This is a genomic window from Novosphingobium kalidii, assembly GCF_040534015.1.
Taxonomy (GTDB): Bacteria; Pseudomonadota; Alphaproteobacteria; order Sphingomonadales; family Sphingomonadaceae; genus Novosphingobium; species Novosphingobium kalidii.
In genome coordinates this window covers 1-15,504 of record NZ_JBEWLY010000025.1, presented here as the reverse complement: position 1 = coordinate 15,504, position 15,504 = coordinate 1, and the positions used below count along the sequence as shown (strand labels likewise).

At 59.5% G+C, this 15,504-nt stretch carries 10 protein-coding genes and 2 pseudogenes; 11 read left to right on the top strand and 1 reads right to left on the bottom strand.

The annotated features are described in order from the left end of the window. Positions 1–42 precede the first annotated feature (42 nt). From ABVV53_RS15650 to ABVV53_RS15640, 3 genes are all read left to right on the top strand, one after another. Positions 43–1,200 carry a cadherin-like domain-containing protein gene (locus ABVV53_RS15650; RefSeq protein WP_353985372.1) on the top strand — a complete coding sequence of 386 codons (1,158 nt, stop codon included), beginning with the start codon at positions 43–45 and terminating at the stop codon, positions 1,198–1,200. A 99-nt stretch (positions 1,201–1,299) separates the two neighbouring features. Continuing rightward, positions 1,300–3,747 (top strand): hypothetical protein, encoded by a 2,448-nt coding sequence (locus tag ABVV53_RS15645; RefSeq protein WP_353985371.1) that lies wholly within the window; start codon positions 1,300–1,302, stop codon positions 3,745–3,747. A gap of 448 nt (positions 3,748–4,195) precedes the next feature. Next, entirely contained in the window at positions 4,196–4,840 is a 645-nt protein-coding gene (locus ABVV53_RS15640; RefSeq protein ID WP_353985370.1) for a M23 family metallopeptidase, read from the top strand. 41 nt (positions 4,841–4,881) lie between these two features. On the opposite strand, the gene ABVV53_RS15635 is transcribed toward ABVV53_RS15640, so the two are convergent. After that, positions 4,882–5,544: an ABC transporter ATP-binding protein gene (locus ABVV53_RS15635; RefSeq protein ID WP_353985369.1), complete on the bottom strand. Its 663-nt coding sequence runs from the start codon at positions 5,542–5,544 to the stop codon at positions 4,882–4,884. 39 nt (positions 5,545–5,583) lie between these two features. Here ABVV53_RS15635 and ABVV53_RS15630 point away from each other — a divergent pair, with 39 nt between their 5' ends. The 8 genes and pseudogenes from ABVV53_RS15630 to ABVV53_RS15595 form a co-directional block, all read left to right on the top strand. Continuing rightward, positions 5,584–6,819, top strand: a complete 1,236-nt coding sequence (locus tag ABVV53_RS15630; RefSeq protein ID WP_353985368.1) for a glycosyltransferase family 4 protein — start codon at positions 5,584–5,586, stop codon at positions 6,817–6,819. 136 nt (positions 6,820–6,955) lie between these two features. Further along, complete coding sequence (locus ABVV53_RS15625; RefSeq protein WP_353985367.1) at positions 6,956–7,912, top strand: hypothetical protein; 957 nt, start codon at positions 6,956–6,958, stop codon at positions 7,910–7,912. Between the two features lie 121 nt (positions 7,913–8,033). Next, the gene (locus tag ABVV53_RS15620; protein ID WP_353985366.1) at positions 8,034–9,185 is read left to right on the top strand and encodes a polysaccharide biosynthesis/export family protein; all 1,152 of its coding nucleotides are present in this window, start codon (positions 8,034–8,036) and stop codon (positions 9,183–9,185) included. Positions 9,186–9,266: 81 nt separating this feature from the next. Further along, positions 9,267–11,267, top strand: coding sequence for a glycosyltransferase (locus tag ABVV53_RS15615; protein WP_353985365.1), 2,001 nt, complete (start codon positions 9,267–9,269; stop codon positions 11,265–11,267). Between the two features lie 116 nt (positions 11,268–11,383). Next, positions 11,384–13,021 (top strand): glycosyltransferase, encoded by a 1,638-nt coding sequence (locus ABVV53_RS15610; RefSeq protein ID WP_353985364.1) that lies wholly within the window; start codon positions 11,384–11,386, stop codon positions 13,019–13,021. Between the two features lie 26 nt (positions 13,022–13,047). Next, positions 13,048–14,229, top strand: a complete 1,182-nt coding sequence (gene glf / locus ABVV53_RS15605; protein WP_353985363.1) for a UDP-galactopyranose mutase — start codon at positions 13,048–13,050, stop codon at positions 14,227–14,229. Positions 14,230–14,606: 377 nt separating this feature from the next. Continuing rightward, positions 14,607–14,729: pseudogene (locus ABVV53_RS15600) on the top strand (integrase core domain-containing protein); the annotation flags it as partial. Positions 14,730–14,826: 97 nt separating this feature from the next. Beyond that, positions 14,827–15,504: pseudogene (locus ABVV53_RS15595) on the top strand (transposase); the annotation flags it as partial.

Below are 15,504 nucleotides of genomic sequence, written 5' to 3'. Positions count from 1 at the left end.
GAAATTTCGACCTCCGATCTAGCTCCACCATTGAGGGAAAAGATGGCAAAAACTGTAGTGACAGCTCAGCCGAAGGTGCTCGAGCAGGGCAAGGATGGACGCAAGAAGGCGGACCAGAAGCGGGCTCATCACGAAGCTGCTCAGGTCGCCGGTGAAGAGGCTGCGGCCCTTCACGCTGCTGCCGATCTGCCACAGGGCGAAGCCGCCAAGCTCGCGCAGGGCGACGTCGGCGCGCTCTCGGCTGAGGCCGTTTCGGCCGATTCGCTTGCAGGCGACTTCTCGTTTGCCGGCGTGATGGCAGATGCCGCTTCCACCTCGATGGCGGGTTCTTACACCGGCGGGTTCGCTGGTGGTTCGTCTTCATTCGCGCAGGCCGCGGACGGCGGCAGCATGGGTTCGGGCATCGGTGCAGGTAGCCGTGGTCCGTCGCTCATCGTCGCAGGACTCGGCGCTCTGGCCGTTGCAGGCGGTGTCGCCGCTGTCGTTTCCAGCAGCGACAGCGATGACAACGACACGCCAACCCCAACACCAACCCCAACCCCAACCCCAACCCCGACGCCGACGCCCACCAACTCGGCTCCGACGGTGTCTGCGGCTGTGCAGAACCTCGAAACCGACGAGAACGAACCGCTCACGGGCACGGTAACCGCGACCGATGCGGATGGTGATACCCTCACCTACACCGTCTCGGATGCGGCGGAAAACGGTGTAGTGACGTTTGGTGCCAACGGTGCCTTCACGTACACGCCGACCGCTGACTTCGACGGTACCGACAGCTTCGTCGTCACCGTGAGCGACGGCAAGGGCGGCACCGTGTCGCAGACGATCAACGTGACGGTCAACAACGTCGGTCCCGAGACCGCAGAGATCAACGTCAACGCAGCCGGCAGCAATGTCGATGCTGACGACGTCGACACCACGTACAACGTGTCTTTCGGTACCGGTAACTACGAGTACACGATCAGCGGCTTCGACGCTGGCACTGATGCAACCGGCGGCGACCGCATTGTCGGCCCGACGGGTGTCGACGTCTCGATCGACAACTCCGACACCACCGATGGCATGGTCGTTCTGACTTACGCCGCAGGTGGCAACCAGATCGCCACGATCACGATCGAGGATCTGACGGCGGCTCAGGATGCGGCGATCTTCGGGCCGAATTCTTTCAATGCGGTCTTCGGATCGGGGGCAATTGCTTAATATATTGTGGTTAGCTCCGGGTTCGCTGGAACTCGGAGCTAACCACGCGTTTGGTTATCCGTCCGTCTGGACGTAAAAGAATCCTTTGGAGCACGTCACATGGCAAGAATCTTCCTTGATGCCAACGAGAGCCGGAATGGCTTCCTCGCAAACAATGACACTGTGTTCGGCAGCACCGGCACCGAAACCGTCACGATCAACACCGGCGCCACCAACGTGCGCATTGAAGGTACGGTCGAAGGCGTGGCGCTCGCGAATGCGCCGTCCACCTACACCTTCCTCGCTCAGGGCAACAACCTGGTTGTCTTCAACGGCGGCGTCGAAGTGGCTCGCATTATCGTTCAGGACGATGCCAACGGCACGTCGCTCACCTTCCCCGGCGGCCAGACCGAAGTGCGCGTCGGCGCCGGTGGCATGACCATCGGTGGCGCCGCTGTACCGACCGGCACCGCCGGCCCGGTTGTTCCCGGCAACCTGAACCCCAACACTGAGTTGGCCACCGCTCTGGCAGCGATCACGACTGCTGAGACGGCTCTGTCCGACTTCCTCGAAAGCACAGTAACCAATGAGGAAGTGGCGGCTGAACTGCCTCCGCTGGCTCCCGGTGCATCCTACAGCGACGCTGACATCAGCGCCGCGATCGATGCTGCTGTTGTAGACGCAGCACAGGACGTCGAGGACGCCATTCAGGTTGAAATCCCGACCGCCGATTTTGTCGGTGCCAGCGCCAATGTGCAGTCTGCCCTGATCGCGGATGCGCGCGCCGATGCTCAGCGTGACATCACGGCTGCCCAGCGCGTCCTTACGGCGGCTGAAGGCGAACTCAATGCTGGCGTTCTGAGCGCTCTGAACACTGTGGACAGCCGCATTGCGGCCGCCGAATCGGCCATGGATGCCTATCGTACCGCCGACCGTCTTGAAGATGGCGAGCTCGCTCGTTTCAACGTGGTCAACGACGAAACCCTGACCACGAACGAAGGTCCGGGCACTCCCGGAATGGGCGCCCCTGCCACTCAGGTGTTCTTGGATGGCGTTCTCGTTGCCACCGTGAACCCGGCGAATGGCCAGGTTGTGATCGAGCAGAACGCCGATCTCAGCGGCGTGACGGGCTTTGACGCTTACATTGCAACCTTGCAGGCAGAAGCAAACGCGTTCGTAGCCATGAATCAGGCGCGCACGGCGCTTGAAACCGCTGTTGCAAATGTCGTTGCGGTTGAGCAGGGCGACTCCAGCATCGGCTTCAAAGACCTTGACTCTGATGTAATCAGTTCCACCGTTGATGCTCAGGGTAACACCCAGATCACCGTGAACTTCAACGCCTCGACCGGCGCTCCGGTGTCGCCCACTGTGACAACCACGCAGGGCGATGGCGTAACCTCTACGGAAGTTGCCAATGTAACCTTCCAGGGTCTGGCGGCGGGCCAGAGCGTGACGGTCGACGGGCTGACATTGACTGCTGGCGGAGCTACACCTGTCGATCCGGATGACGTAGCGAGCTTCTTTGCTAACGGAACTATTCCTCTCGATGCAAGTGTTGCCGGCACCTACAGCGGTAGCTTTATCGCTGGTCTCGTGGGCGTTTCCACTGTTCAGTATACAAGCGTTACCCCGAACCAGAACGTTCCTGACATCCAGGTATCTGGCCCGGCAACTGCCAACACGACGCAGGGCGACAGTTCGGTTGCCACCGAGACGAGCTCTGTTGCGTTCACTGCCCTCAGCGCTGGTCAGTCGGTAACGGTTGAAGGTCTGATGCTGACGGCTACCGGCGCAATGTCGGCCGATGACGTGGCTGCCGCATTCGCGAGCCTGGCTGGCGGCGCCCCGGTAGCTCCCGCCGACGGTAGCTTCACTGGAACCTACTCCGGTGACTTCACTGTCGTTCGGACGGGCTTCGACACGGTTGAGTTCACCAGCACCACTCCTAACACCAATGTCGCTGATCTCAGCGTCACGGTGGCTGGTGGTTCCGAGACGGCGCCTGAGGCTCAGGCTGTTCTTGCTGCACGAGCTGCGCTTCTGGTGCAGCAGGCACAGCTGGTTGCCCTGAACGAAGCAGTCGCCGAGTATCAGGCCCTCACCCAGATCGAGGCGCAGCGCGATGATCTCGCGGATGCTATCACCGATGCGCGTGATGCGGTTGAGAACTCGGTTGCAGACGGTGGTCTGGGCGTCGACATCCTGATGGGTGCTGAGAACTTCACCAGCGGTGACGACGTTTACCTCTTCAACGAGGACACCTCGGACACCCAGACCCTCTTCGGTTTTGGTGCGCAGGGCGAAGATCGCATCTTCCTGGCAGATGACTACGCGCTTGTGACCCTCAGCGACGCTTGGAATGCGACCGCGAACACCGGCAACGTTAACGTTCGTGAAATCTTCGTTGAGCAGAGCGGCAACAACGTCATTCTGCACATCGAGAATGAAGCGTTCGCTGGTAACGCAGCGTCTAACGCTGACCTCACGACTGTCACGCTCGTTGGCGTGCAGGCTGACCAGCTGACCCTGTCCGACAACTTCCTCTCGTCGATGGGTTCGATCGCCTAAGACTTTCTTCTCTCACCTGAGAGAAGAGCAGAAGTTGACCCCGCCGTCTTCGGACGGCGGGGTTTTCTTTTGGGCGCTGAAGCAATGGGACCCCACAACCTGCGGCGCCGCTCCCCGACCCGCCGGTCCCGTGCAGGCGTCGGACTGTCCGATGGGTCTTGCAGCCGCGCGGCACTTACGTCATTGCCGCCACTCGAGATTCTTCACGTCCTTCAGTTTCGAACGCAAAATCCGTGGCTTACACGCTTTGAGATGTGCCGAGAGGCGCGAGAAGGCTCCGCCACTCCAACATTGGCCGCGTGCGCTTCGCCACGGATGCAATAGAGGTGACATCATAGCTCTCACTCCTGTTCTGAGCCGGATCGTAGGCGCCGCTCTAGTCAGCGCCCTCGTCACTCCGCTGCCCGCGCTCGCCAAAGCGCCGACGGCTATCCCCGCTCCTTCAGCCTTGTCCGCTAGAGCGAACGATCCCGTTAGCAAGGACGGCAGCGGCTTTGGCGATGACCAGTTTCAGCGCCTGATGAAGGCCTCCAAGCCGAGCGGCACCCAAGTCCCGTCGCTGGCGGCCCTCTACGAAGACATGGCCCCCAACAGGCCCCCGGCCTTCGGTGACGGCGCCTTGCCCAAGGACACGTTCGACCCGGCGGCGATCGCGGCGGCGGGCAACCTCACCATGCCCTCCATGGCAGAGCCACAGTTCCCGTCCATCCCGTCCAACGCACCGCTCAGTTTCGTAAGGGTCACCAGCGCATTCGGGCTGCGCGCCCATCCGCTGCTCGGCGGCACCCGCGCCCATGCCGGCATTGACCTCGCCGCGCCCATGGCCACTCCAATCCGCGCCACCGCAGACGGGGTCGTGACTCACGCCGGCTCAAAAGGCGGCTATGGCCTCCTCGTCGCGATCAAGCATGGTGCCGGCCTCCAGACCCGCTACGGCCATATGTCTCGTATTGCTGTCGCTCCCGGTGAGCGCGTAACCAAAAACAGCATAATCGGATACGTGGGATCGACGGGGCGTTCGACGGGCCCCCACCTACATTACGAAGTGCTCCGCAACGGCCGAGCCGTCAATCCGCTCCCGTACATGCAGTAAGACCAGCGCGGGCTGAGGCAATTCCTCGCCCGGCGTTACCGTCAGACTCCGCGTGTTTGCAGCCAGTGATGAAGCTCGCACGCTTCTTCCACACTGTCGAAAAAAACAAGCGATCCCGCGTAAAGCACTGCACCGGTGGTACAGTAGGCCTTGAGCGCGCCGGGATCGTGGGAAATCATGATCAGTGTCGCCCGGTCTCGTCTCGATATCAGTGCCTCCTCCGATTTCGCGCGGAAACGCTCATCGCCGGCGCCGGTGACCTCGTCTACCAGGTAGCATTCGAAATCGACCGCAATGCTGATCCCGAAGGCCAGGCGCGCACCCATGCCGGCGGAGTAAGTATGGACGGGCTGGTGGAGATATGGCCCGAGCTGGGCGAACTCCTCGACGAACGCTATCAGCTCTTGCTCATCGCGATTGTAGATCCGTGAAATGAAGCGGGCGTTATCTGCGCCGGTGAGGCTCGATTGGAAGCAGCTGCTGTAGCCAATCGGCCAGGACGTGGACATCGTCCTCGTTACCTTGCCAGTCGTCGGTTGCTCGACACCCGAAATCAGGCGCATCAACGTGGACTTGCCGGCTCCGTTCGCACCGCAGATGCCGATCGACTGCCCCTTTTCAATCCTGAAGTTGAGATCAGCAAACACCAACTTCTGAAAGTTTCGAAGGTGGTACGTTTTGGACACGTTGTCGAAGCGGATCATAAGAGCACTCGGTCGGCGATAGCCGGGAAAAGGTCCAATGTGACCTACGCCGTTGTCTACACGCCTGCAATGTGCTTAGCGGCCGCGATGGACGGCAGGGACCTTCCGATCTGCGTTGACGCCAGAATGGTCGATAAGAGCGGGACGGGTATAACTACCTACGCGCGGGGTCTCATAGCTGCTGCCGGTGCCGTCGGGCGGCCATTCCTTCTCCTCAGGGCCGATCACGAGGCGGACAGTCGCTCCCGGAAATTGCTAGGCGCACTTTCGGGCGAGCACGCGCTGCGGCAGTGCGACACAGTTCGCGAAGAAGTGGCAGGAGAGGAACTCGTGGGCCGAGATATCTTCCGGCGAGCGCATGTTCATTTTACGCTCCGCCGCCGCTTTCTGCAATTGAAACCACCGCGGCCTTTTGGGATCATGCACTGGACCTATCCCGTGCCGATGCGCATGGCGAGGTGGATTAACATCTATACAGTGCACGATGCTATCCCTCTGACGCAGCCAGACCTGTCCCCGATCAGCTCTCGACGGCATCGTGCGGTGATGCGCCAGTTGTTACTTCATGCTGATCGTATCGTGACCGTTTCCCAGGCAGCCCGAAAAGATATCCTCTCTTCGCTTCAAGTTGAGGAGTCGTTGGTCGTCAACTGCGGGCAGGCCGTCCTGGGGACGGCGGATGAGCTGAAAGCGGGGCCTCCGTTGGGCTTGGAGGCGGGCGGCTACTTCGTCTTCTGCGGCGCGGTAGAGCCCCGCAAGAACCTGGCCCGCCTCATAGAGGCGCATGCCCGGAGCGGAGTTGACAAGGTGCTCGTCATAGCAGGTCCCGACGGCTGGCGCGCCGCAGAGATCAACAGGCTGATCGAGAGCATGCCAAGTGTCAGGCGGTCAGGATATCTTGAACGCGCGGAACTACTCGCACTCATCCGTCACGCGCGAGGCTTGCTCTTCCCCTCGCTTGCCGAGGGCTTCGGCCTCCCAGTGGCCGAAGCGATGCGACTGGGAACGCCGGTGTTGACGAGCTCCAGCGGAGCACTCGCCGAGATTGCCGGGGATGCTGCGCTCTTAGTCGACCCTACGGATATCAGTGCGATAGCAGCTGGCATCAGGTTGCTGGCCTTTGACGATGGGATCGTCGCCGACCTCTCGTCTAGGGGGCTCATTCGCGCACAGCGTTTTCTCTTACCTAGTTTCGTTGAGCGGCTCGCTACCGTTTACGACGAGGCACTTGCTCCTTATAGCCAGCCGGCGCCGACGCGACAGCGGGTGCGGTGATCGGTCGGAATTGCGTGTGAGCGAGTTTACAGGTTTTCAGTTCGAGATGAACCCATTCGAACGGGTTCCGTCTGATGCGAGTAAAATCACAGGCTTAGGTGGCGAGCAGCCGGCGCGCCAGGCTGCCTATGCGTTCATGACCACGCCTCTTATCGCGCCTGCTGGCAGCATCAATTTCACCTTGGCGTTTGAGGGGCTAACGGCCAGCAGGGGCGCGCTGCTAGTTGAGATCAGCGGCGGTGAAGAGGGTGAACGGCGGCAGCTAGAACTGCGGACGGTGGCTTTGGCCGAACTTGCCGCAGCCGGCGGGATCGAGCGCATCGCTCTGGTGAGTGATAGGCGGGAGGCCTATACAGTCGCAGGCTACATATACGACGATACCGATGCGGCTGCTCAAAACCTATCGATTCAGATCGAGGTGGACGCTTCGCCGGCTGCAAACCTGAAAGTCGGTTCTCCTACAGCTATGGCACGGGTAGCCCGGCTGGCAGCCGTGGAGCTTCCCACCTTTGCGCACCCCACTTCGCAAACTTGGTCGATAGAGCAGATGAAGGATCCTGCCTTTCGCTCAGCTTGCCGCATCGTCGGCTTGGATGAGTCCACCGGTTCATGGTCCGCTGCCTACGTATGCCAGGCCTTGAGATATCTCCTCGGAGATATCTCCGGATCGAGGGGCTTTGGGGCAGGTTTATCGGCAGAGATCATCTCGCGGGCGTTTACTGCCGAGAGAGCGGACGTCATCGTGCACCAGAGCCTCGACCCAGCTCACTGGCCGCCAGCAGACAATCTCGATTTCACATGGCTGATTTTCGAGTTGCCGATAATACCCGCAGACCATCTGTTCTGGATGATCAACTTGCTCATGGACAGACTAAGGCCTGGAGGCGCCGTCGCCGTGGTCTTCACCTTCGAACACGGCAGAATGCCGCATGAGCAATGCGATGTGGTGAAGCGGGGGGATGTGGAAACGTTCGCATTACGGTTGCTTGCACAGGGACATAGCGTAGCTCAGTTGAAATTCCGTGCCGCCCTTCGGCCGCTTCCGGTTGGTACGCGCACGCCTTTCGGCTTGATGGTCCGGCGCGCAGCGTAAACCGGCGGTGGAATCACTAGCAAATGTTTAAACACGCGGTAGAGGCGTTGAGGCGCGGTCGCAACGGCGACGCATTCGTCTTTCAGACGAGCGAAAGACAGGTTGAGGACGGTAAATTGACATGACAGCGCTTGGAATCGGACGTGCCCGAGCCCTTTCGGCAGCTGTCGGAATCAGCATGATGTTGGCGGGTTGCGCCAGCTTGCCGTCAAGTGGTCCCACGGCGCAGCGTATTCTCTCGCAGGCGGCCCCAGACGAAGGACCTGTGGAGTTTAACGTCGTTGCTCTAGATGAGGCTAGTGTCGAGGCGCTCAACGCATCAATAGCTCCTGGGACTTCGAAGTCACCGCGGCTGGGTTCTCTCACAGATATCCCGCTGGGCGGTCTTATCGGGCCGGGAGATACACTCCAAATCGATCTTTACGAGGTGGGTGTCTCGCTCTTCTCGGGGCCACGCGCCACTGCCGCGGCGGACCCGTTTGATGCTTCCGCCCATGGCCAAGAGTTCCCACCGCTGACGGTTGATGCCGATGGATACGTTCGGCTGCCTTTCGCCGGACGGATAAGGGTCGGCGGCATGACCACCGAACAGGTTGCGGAAGCTGTCGAGAAGCAATTCGCCTCTCAGTCCCAGTTTCCGCAGGCGGTGGTTACGATCGAGAAGTCGGTTTTCAGCTCCGTTGTAGTCGCCGGCGACGTCCGCCGGCCTGGGCGCATTACTTTGACGTGGGGTAAAGAGAGGCTGGTAGACGTCGTCGCCGCTGCCGGGGGTACCGAGCTGCCGATCGACGATGTGCTGGTGCGCTTTGCGCGCGGAGAAGGGCGTGCCGAGCAGAGGCTAGGCGACATCGCGCCCGGGTCAGTCGACGATCTCGTGCTGAACCCCGGCGATCGCATCGAAGTTGTGCGCGCGCCGAGAACATTCACGGTATTTGGGGCTCCAGGCGCCGTATCAGAAGTTGCCTTTCAGAGCGCGCGTTTGTCACTCGCCGAAGCGATAGCTCGCGTTGGAGGCCCGAGCGATGCATTTGCCGACCCGACCGCCATCTTCCTGTTCAGGCTTGATGCGCCGGTAGGGGTGAATGGAAGGCCCAACATTTACCGCATCAGCATGTTGGATGTCTCAACTTACTTTCTCACCCAGAAACTCGCGATGAAAGACGACGATCTCATCTACATTGCCAGCGCGCGGTCGAACCAAGCCAGCAAGTTTGTTTCGATTTTGAATCAGCTGTTTAGCCCCGTGATTACAGCACGTGCGGTTGCGAAGTGAATGGCAAGCCTCTGCGCTAGCGCCGTTACAACCAGTCAGGATTGGGTAAGTAAAAGCCGTGGAGCAGGGGTAACATAGTAAATGGTCGTCGCGGACTTCGCCTTCTTTCCCATCCAGCTGCGTCCGGAGATGGGTCGCCGGCGGCTCTACATGCGGGCTCCTTTTCCCACACCCGTCGAGGACGGCCTGTTGATCGCAAGGGATGAACCTTTGACGGTTGATGGGGTGATGACCTCGCTTTACGACCGCGAATTGTTGCCTTTCGTGGGCGGCCAGCCCCTCACACTTCGGGTGGAGGTGCAGGGTGCGTGCCGTATATCCCTTATCCACCGCCAGGCTGTTGAAAAGGAAGCTAAAAGGGAAGCTAAAAAGGAAGCTAAAAAGGAAGCTCAAGAGGAGGCTGAAGAGGAATATGGCTCTGCCATATCAGCCAGGGCGATCCGAACCGGGAACGGCGATGATTGCGAAGGAGAGATTCAAACCTTCGACTTAGACTTCAAACTGATGAATTCGGAGCAGAGCTTCGGGCGCTGGTTTTTCAAAGTCGAGCCGCTCCGATCCGATGTAAAGCTGCGCAGCGCGGCATGGCTCATTCGCAGTGCGGAGGTAAGCCAGGTCGTCCCAGCTTTCGTCATCTGCACCTTCAAGCGCGAGCGTCAGGTCACTGCCAACGTCAAGTTGCTGACGGAGGTGCTCAGTCCAGTACCGTCCCCGCCGCCAACCGAGGCATCTTCGCTGCTTCAACGCGACCCTCCCGCATCTGCCGACACAAGCGATTATGGGATTTTCGTCGTTGATAACGCGGGGAGCCTACCCGAGACGGCGTTTTCGTCCGCTCACGTACATCTCATCAGACAGCGCAACGTCGGCGGCGCGGGTGGGTTCGGACGCGGCATCTACGAGGCGATCGAAGCTGGTCGTTTCACACACATCATATTGCTCGATGACGACGCGGACGTTGATAGCATTTCGATCGTGCGGATGATGAACCTGCTACGGCTGAACGACGACCCCAATCTCTTCGTCGGCGGCATTCAGTTCGATACCTACAGCCCCTGCCAGCTTGCAGATGCGGGTACTTACTGGACGCCAGAGCGCTTTGAGCGGCCCATTAGCCGCTTGGCGCCCTGCGACATGGGTTCAGAGGAAGGTAGGGACGGCCTGGCTCGCAGCTACAACGCCAACTTCAATGGCTGGTGGCTGTTTGGCGGCTCCGTGGAAGGCTTCAGGGCTTTCGGCATGCCGCTGCCCTGCTTCGTTCACCTGGACGATGTTGAGTTTGGTGTCCGCGTGCAACTGAACGGTGGCCGCACCGTCACGGTACCTGGGATTGCGGTGTGGCATGAGCCTTTTTATGCCAAAGTGGAGGGGTGGTTCGCTTACTACAACATTCGTAACGAGCTAATTCGCCTTTCCGCACAAGCGCCACTAGCGCTGGCGCATATTACCAATTCATCAGCTGCCATTATCGAGAAGCGATCAAAGAAGCGACTGGCCTCGACCTCCCGGCAGCTGCACCGTCGCTTTCGCGACTTCGTGAACGCATATCAATATGGCTCGGCAATGCTGCTCGCGAAGGCAGTTGAGGATTTCGTTTCTGGCCCGGAAGTGCTGCTGGATCGCGATGCAGAGGCACTGCATTTTGAGGTGATGGCGGCTTACAAGGAAGCTAACAGCAACTACGGTACGAGCAGGACCTTACCGCCTGCCTTCATTCCGGAGCCACCGTCGCGACGACACAAGTTGTATCGAATCGCACAGATTTATTCCCGAAACGGCAACCGTTCGGCGGTGCCGGGTGGTGGTGCCCAAGCCAACCGGATAACGATGTTCCAGAATAGGCGTGATATCAACTGGAAGGCTATGCGAGCAAGACAGGCCTGGGGCTACCCCGATCCGGGCTCTTCCACATATCACATCTACAAGTTCGATCGCGACGCTTATGCTGCGGTCAACGCACGCTTCCGCGAAGCGATCAAAAAGTTCAACGACCGTGCGGGTGAGGCACAGTCAAATTGGTCTGACGCTTATCCCGAGATGATATCGCATGACTTCTGGCGTAAGCTCGTAAAGACCTTTTGACGTACGACGCTTCATCGCAGCCGCTCCCGTTGCACATTCTGCAGAAGGTTTGCTGCACAAGCAAAACCGAGGCGGGAAGCATCGTTGCAGGTAGTCTTCGCTTTGATGACGATGCCGTGGCGGGCGTTGCCGGACAGTATGCCACGTTCGACGGGATCTTCGGTGCGTTCTTCGATGGGTACTGGCGGCGTTTTACGAACGTTGACGACCTGGCACTTGTTCTGGATCTGACGGGCTGCATCGAGATCACCGTTGACCGTGTGGCGTCACCAAGTGGGCAGACGTTTCGGATCGTTCACACAGTGCTGCAGGGGGCGGGCGAACGTCTGGTAGTTCCTGTACCGATGGACGCGCCTGGGGAGACGAGACTCGTTCTAACTGTAAGGTTGATTGACGACAGCAAAATCGGCTCACTCGCCTGGGCGACTTTCGTACCACCGGCCCGCAGAGTGGCATTGACCGCGGTAATCTGTACTTTCAACCGCGAGAGAGACGTTACCGCGACGCTCGAGGAGCTTCTTCAGAAAAACACTGGGATACATCGCGTACTGGTCGTCAACCAAGGAGAGGCTGGTCTCTCATCTCATTGGGAGCACCTTCGCAGCGCTAGGGATGCGGGGATCCTGCACGTTGTCGACCAGCTCAATCTGGGTGGGGCAGGAGGCTTCGGGCGCGGAATGCTCGAGAGCCTTTCCGACGAGCATTGCAGTCATCTTCTTCTGATGGACGACGATATCGACCTTGATGCGAGCAGCATCGAGCGTCTGATCACTGCCCTGTCGTACTTGAAATCCGATCATGCAATCGGCGGCGCGATGCTCGATCGAAACAGTCGTACCCGGTTGTTCTCCGTGGGTGATGTCCTTGATCATCGAAAGCCTGAAATTCGGAACCTTGTCGATCCGGACGCGAACGATATCACGGATGAGGCGACGAGCCGCTACCTCGCTCGCCACCACCAGCCGGACTTCAATGGATGGTGGTTCTTCGCGTTTTCTAAAGATCACGTACGGCGGGTTGGATTGCCGCTGCCTTTGTTCATTCGCGGCGACGACGTTGAGTATGGCTACCGGCTAACTGTCACCGGCACCCGAACAGTCGCTTGGCCGGGGCTCGCCGTCTGGCATGAGCCGTTTCACACGAAACGTCAGCCGTGGCATTACTTCTACGATCGGCGCAATTCGCTGTTTCTGTGTGAGGCGCACGGTCGACTCGGCCGGTTTCGCCTCTTGGGATCGCTCATAACCGGCTTCCTCAATCACCTCCTGCGTTTCGATTATGATAGGGCTCGCTGCATCACGCTGGGATTGCGAGCGTTCAATGACGGATCGGAAAACCTGAAGCGCTGGAGCGGTAGCGACCATATGCGTCTCGCCAGAACGTTCGGCTCGAGAGAACTGCCGATTACCGAAGGTGTCGAACTGAGGCTGGTTGCGGCATCTAGAATGCCGACGCTCCCATTGTTCCTTGCGCGCCTCGTAAAGGACCTCCTGTGGAGCAGATCATCCGGAGGGATACCGGCCGCAATGTCGGCCCGCTATTGGCGTCCCGTGGTGCAGCACCGTCCTTCGCCTGTAAGCGTCCACTATGAGGATAGTGGTACGAGAGTTGAGTTCCGTCACAGTCGTCACTGCACCCGAGCATGCTGCCTGGCATTCGCTCGTGAAATGTTGCGGTTTTTGATCCGCCCTTGGCGTCCGGCATCCTTGAAGGCGCTTACACATCGGGACTTCTGGTCCTGCTACACATCTTAGCTTCTAGTTCTTCGGAGACCGATATTATGCTCGCTCAACAGCCCGCGCTAGCAGACGCTCTCAATTCGGCGGACGTCGTGATCGTCGGTTGTGGCTTCTACGGCGCCACGGTCGCCGAACGCTGTGCCGCGGAGCTCGGGGCCAAGGTCGTCATCCTTGAGCGGCGTGATCATATCGCAGGCAACGCCTATACGGAGGATGATCAAGAAACTGGAATAGAAGTTCACCGCTACGGGGCGCATCTCTTCCACACATCGAACAGCGAAGTGTGGAACTACGTTAACCGGTTCGCGAAGTTTACGAACTACAGTCATCGTGTCTTCACTCGGCATCAGGACAATATTTACTCCATGCCGATGAATCTGGCGACTTTGTGTCAGTTCTTTGGCAGGGCATTCACGCCGGAAGAGGCAAAGGCGTTGGTGGCTGAGCAGTCACGTGAACTTGGGGGACGCCGGCCGGTGAATCTTGAGGAGAAGGCGATCTCGCTCATCGGGCGGCCGCTCTACGAAGCCTTTATCCGCGGCTACACCGCCAAGCAGTGGCAGACCGATCCGCGGGACCTCCCAGAGCACATCTTTACCCGGCTTCCGGTGCGCTATAACTTCGATTCTCGCTACTTTTCAGACAAATTCGAAGGTTTGCCAGAAAATGGCTATACGGCCTTGGTCGAAAACATGCTCGATCATGAAAATATACAGGTCTACTGCGGAGTAGACTTTTTTGATGTGCGGAAATTGATAAGAAAATCTGCGCCGATCTTGTATACTGGACCCATTGACCGCTATTTTGAGTATTCGGAAGGTTCACTTGGGTGGCGCACGGTCGATTTCGAGAAAGAGGTTGTCAACGTTCCTGACTTTCAAGGAACGTCGGTGATGAACTATGCCGATGAGAGTGTGCCATATACTCGGATCCTGGAGTTCCGTCACTTCTATCCGGATCGTTCGTACAGCCCCGAAAAGACCGTTATTTTTCGGGAGTATTCCAGGTCCGCCGGAATGAGTGACGAACCCTACTACCCCATCAACACAGCAAAGGACGATGCAGTGTATGCGCGCTACAAGGCTCGCGCGAAGATAGAGGAGGGTGTCATATTCGGCGGTCGGCTGGGTACCTACCGGTACCTCGATATGCACCAGGCCATCGGCGCCGCGCTGAAGGCCTATGACAAGCTCAAGCTGATGATTTCTACCTCGGGAGAGTGATCGCAAGCTGTTAAGACCATCGGCAATCTGCGTGAGCCGAGATCGTGCTTGCGCAGGTCGGCAAGGTGAAGGCGCGTATTGCCGATTGAGGTCACCGAGCAGAACTATCACCGCTGAGGCAAGGAGTGTGGCGGCGTGAGAGTGGATCAGGCTCGACGGATCAAAGATCCGGTCACCTGTGCAGATACCGCCTCACGTTGGGGTTCCCAAGCCGGTGGAAGTCCAAGCAATGGCGTCCTGCAGCAGGAGGATGCGACAATTGGGCGGGCGATTGGCTCAGGCAGGAATTCGACGGGCCGGCGCTGCGGCGGCTTGCGCGAGCATCGAAAAGTGCGCCGAACGCCTGCCGGCTGCTCGCATTGCTCCAGATCTACGATGGCAGAATGCTGGACCTTAGCCGGCTAGGCAAGCCGACGGACAATGCACTCGTCGAGTCATTCAATGGTCGCTTGCGAGACGAGTGCCTGAACGCCCACTGGTTCCTGTCGCTCGCCGACGCCTGGTGACGTGCTCACCTGAGATGTGACCGATTTTGAGTAGACTCCGGCGCGAAGGAGTCGGACAGAATGGAGCGCAGCAGGTTTCAGCGAAGAGCAGATCATCGCGATCTTGAAGGAGCAGGAAGCCGGGATGGGGACAGCGGATGTGTGCCGCCGCACGGGATCAGCTCGGCGACGTTCGACAAGTGGAAGTCGAAGTATGGCGGGCTGGAGGTGTCGGAGGCCCGGCGCCTTCGAACGCTCGAGGAAGAGAACAGCCGACTGAAGCTGCTGGCCGAGGCGATGCTCGACAACGTGGTGCTGAAGGATCTGGCCTCAAAAAAGTGGTAACGCCCGCCGCTAAGCGGGATGCCGTCGCCGATGCCCGTGAGCATCACGGCTTGCGCGAGCGTCGGGCGTGCAACCTGATTGGCGTGAGCCGCCGCGTGATCCGATATCGATCGTTGCGACCGGATGATGGCCTGCTGCGGCAGCGTCTGCGCGAGTTGACGGCCGAGCGTCGCCGGTTCGGCTATCGGCGTCTCGGCTATCTGCTGGCTCGCGAGGGCATGACGCCCAACTACAAGAAGCTGCTGCGGGTCTATCGCGAAGAGAACCTGCGGGTCAGTCGTCGCGGTGGCCGCAAGCGCGCCCTGGGCAGGCGGGCGCCGCTGCTGCCGGACGGCCCGAACCACCGTTGGTCGCTGGACTTCGTCTCCGACACTCTGACTTGCAGCCGGCGGTTCCGCATCCTGTGTGGTCGACGACTACACCCGGGAAAGCCTAGCGCTGGTGG

Excerpts from the sequence above, each read along its gene's own strand:
- ABVV53_RS15635 (WP_353985369.1), bottom strand. The coding sequence starts at position 5,544 with ATGATCCGCTTCGACAACGTGTCCAAAACGTACCACCTTCGAAACTTT.
- ABVV53_RS15615 (WP_353985365.1), top strand. The coding sequence starts at position 9,267 with ATGGTCGTCGCGGACTTCGCCTTCTTTCCCATCCAGCTGCGTCCGGAG.
- ABVV53_RS15625 (WP_353985367.1), top strand. The coding sequence starts at position 6,956 with ATGACCACGCCTCTTATCGCGCCTGCTGGCAGCATCAATTTCACCTTG.
- ABVV53_RS15620 (WP_353985366.1), top strand. The coding sequence starts at position 8,034 with ATGACAGCGCTTGGAATCGGACGTGCCCGAGCCCTTTCGGCAGCTGTC.
- ABVV53_RS15650 (WP_353985372.1), top strand. The coding sequence starts at position 43 with ATGGCAAAAACTGTAGTGACAGCTCAGCCGAAGGTGCTCGAGCAGGGC.
- ABVV53_RS15645 (WP_353985371.1), top strand. The coding sequence starts at position 1,300 with ATGGCAAGAATCTTCCTTGATGCCAACGAGAGCCGGAATGGCTTCCTC.
- glf (WP_353985363.1), top strand. The coding sequence starts at position 13,048 with ATGCTCGCTCAACAGCCCGCGCTAGCAGACGCTCTCAATTCGGCGGAC.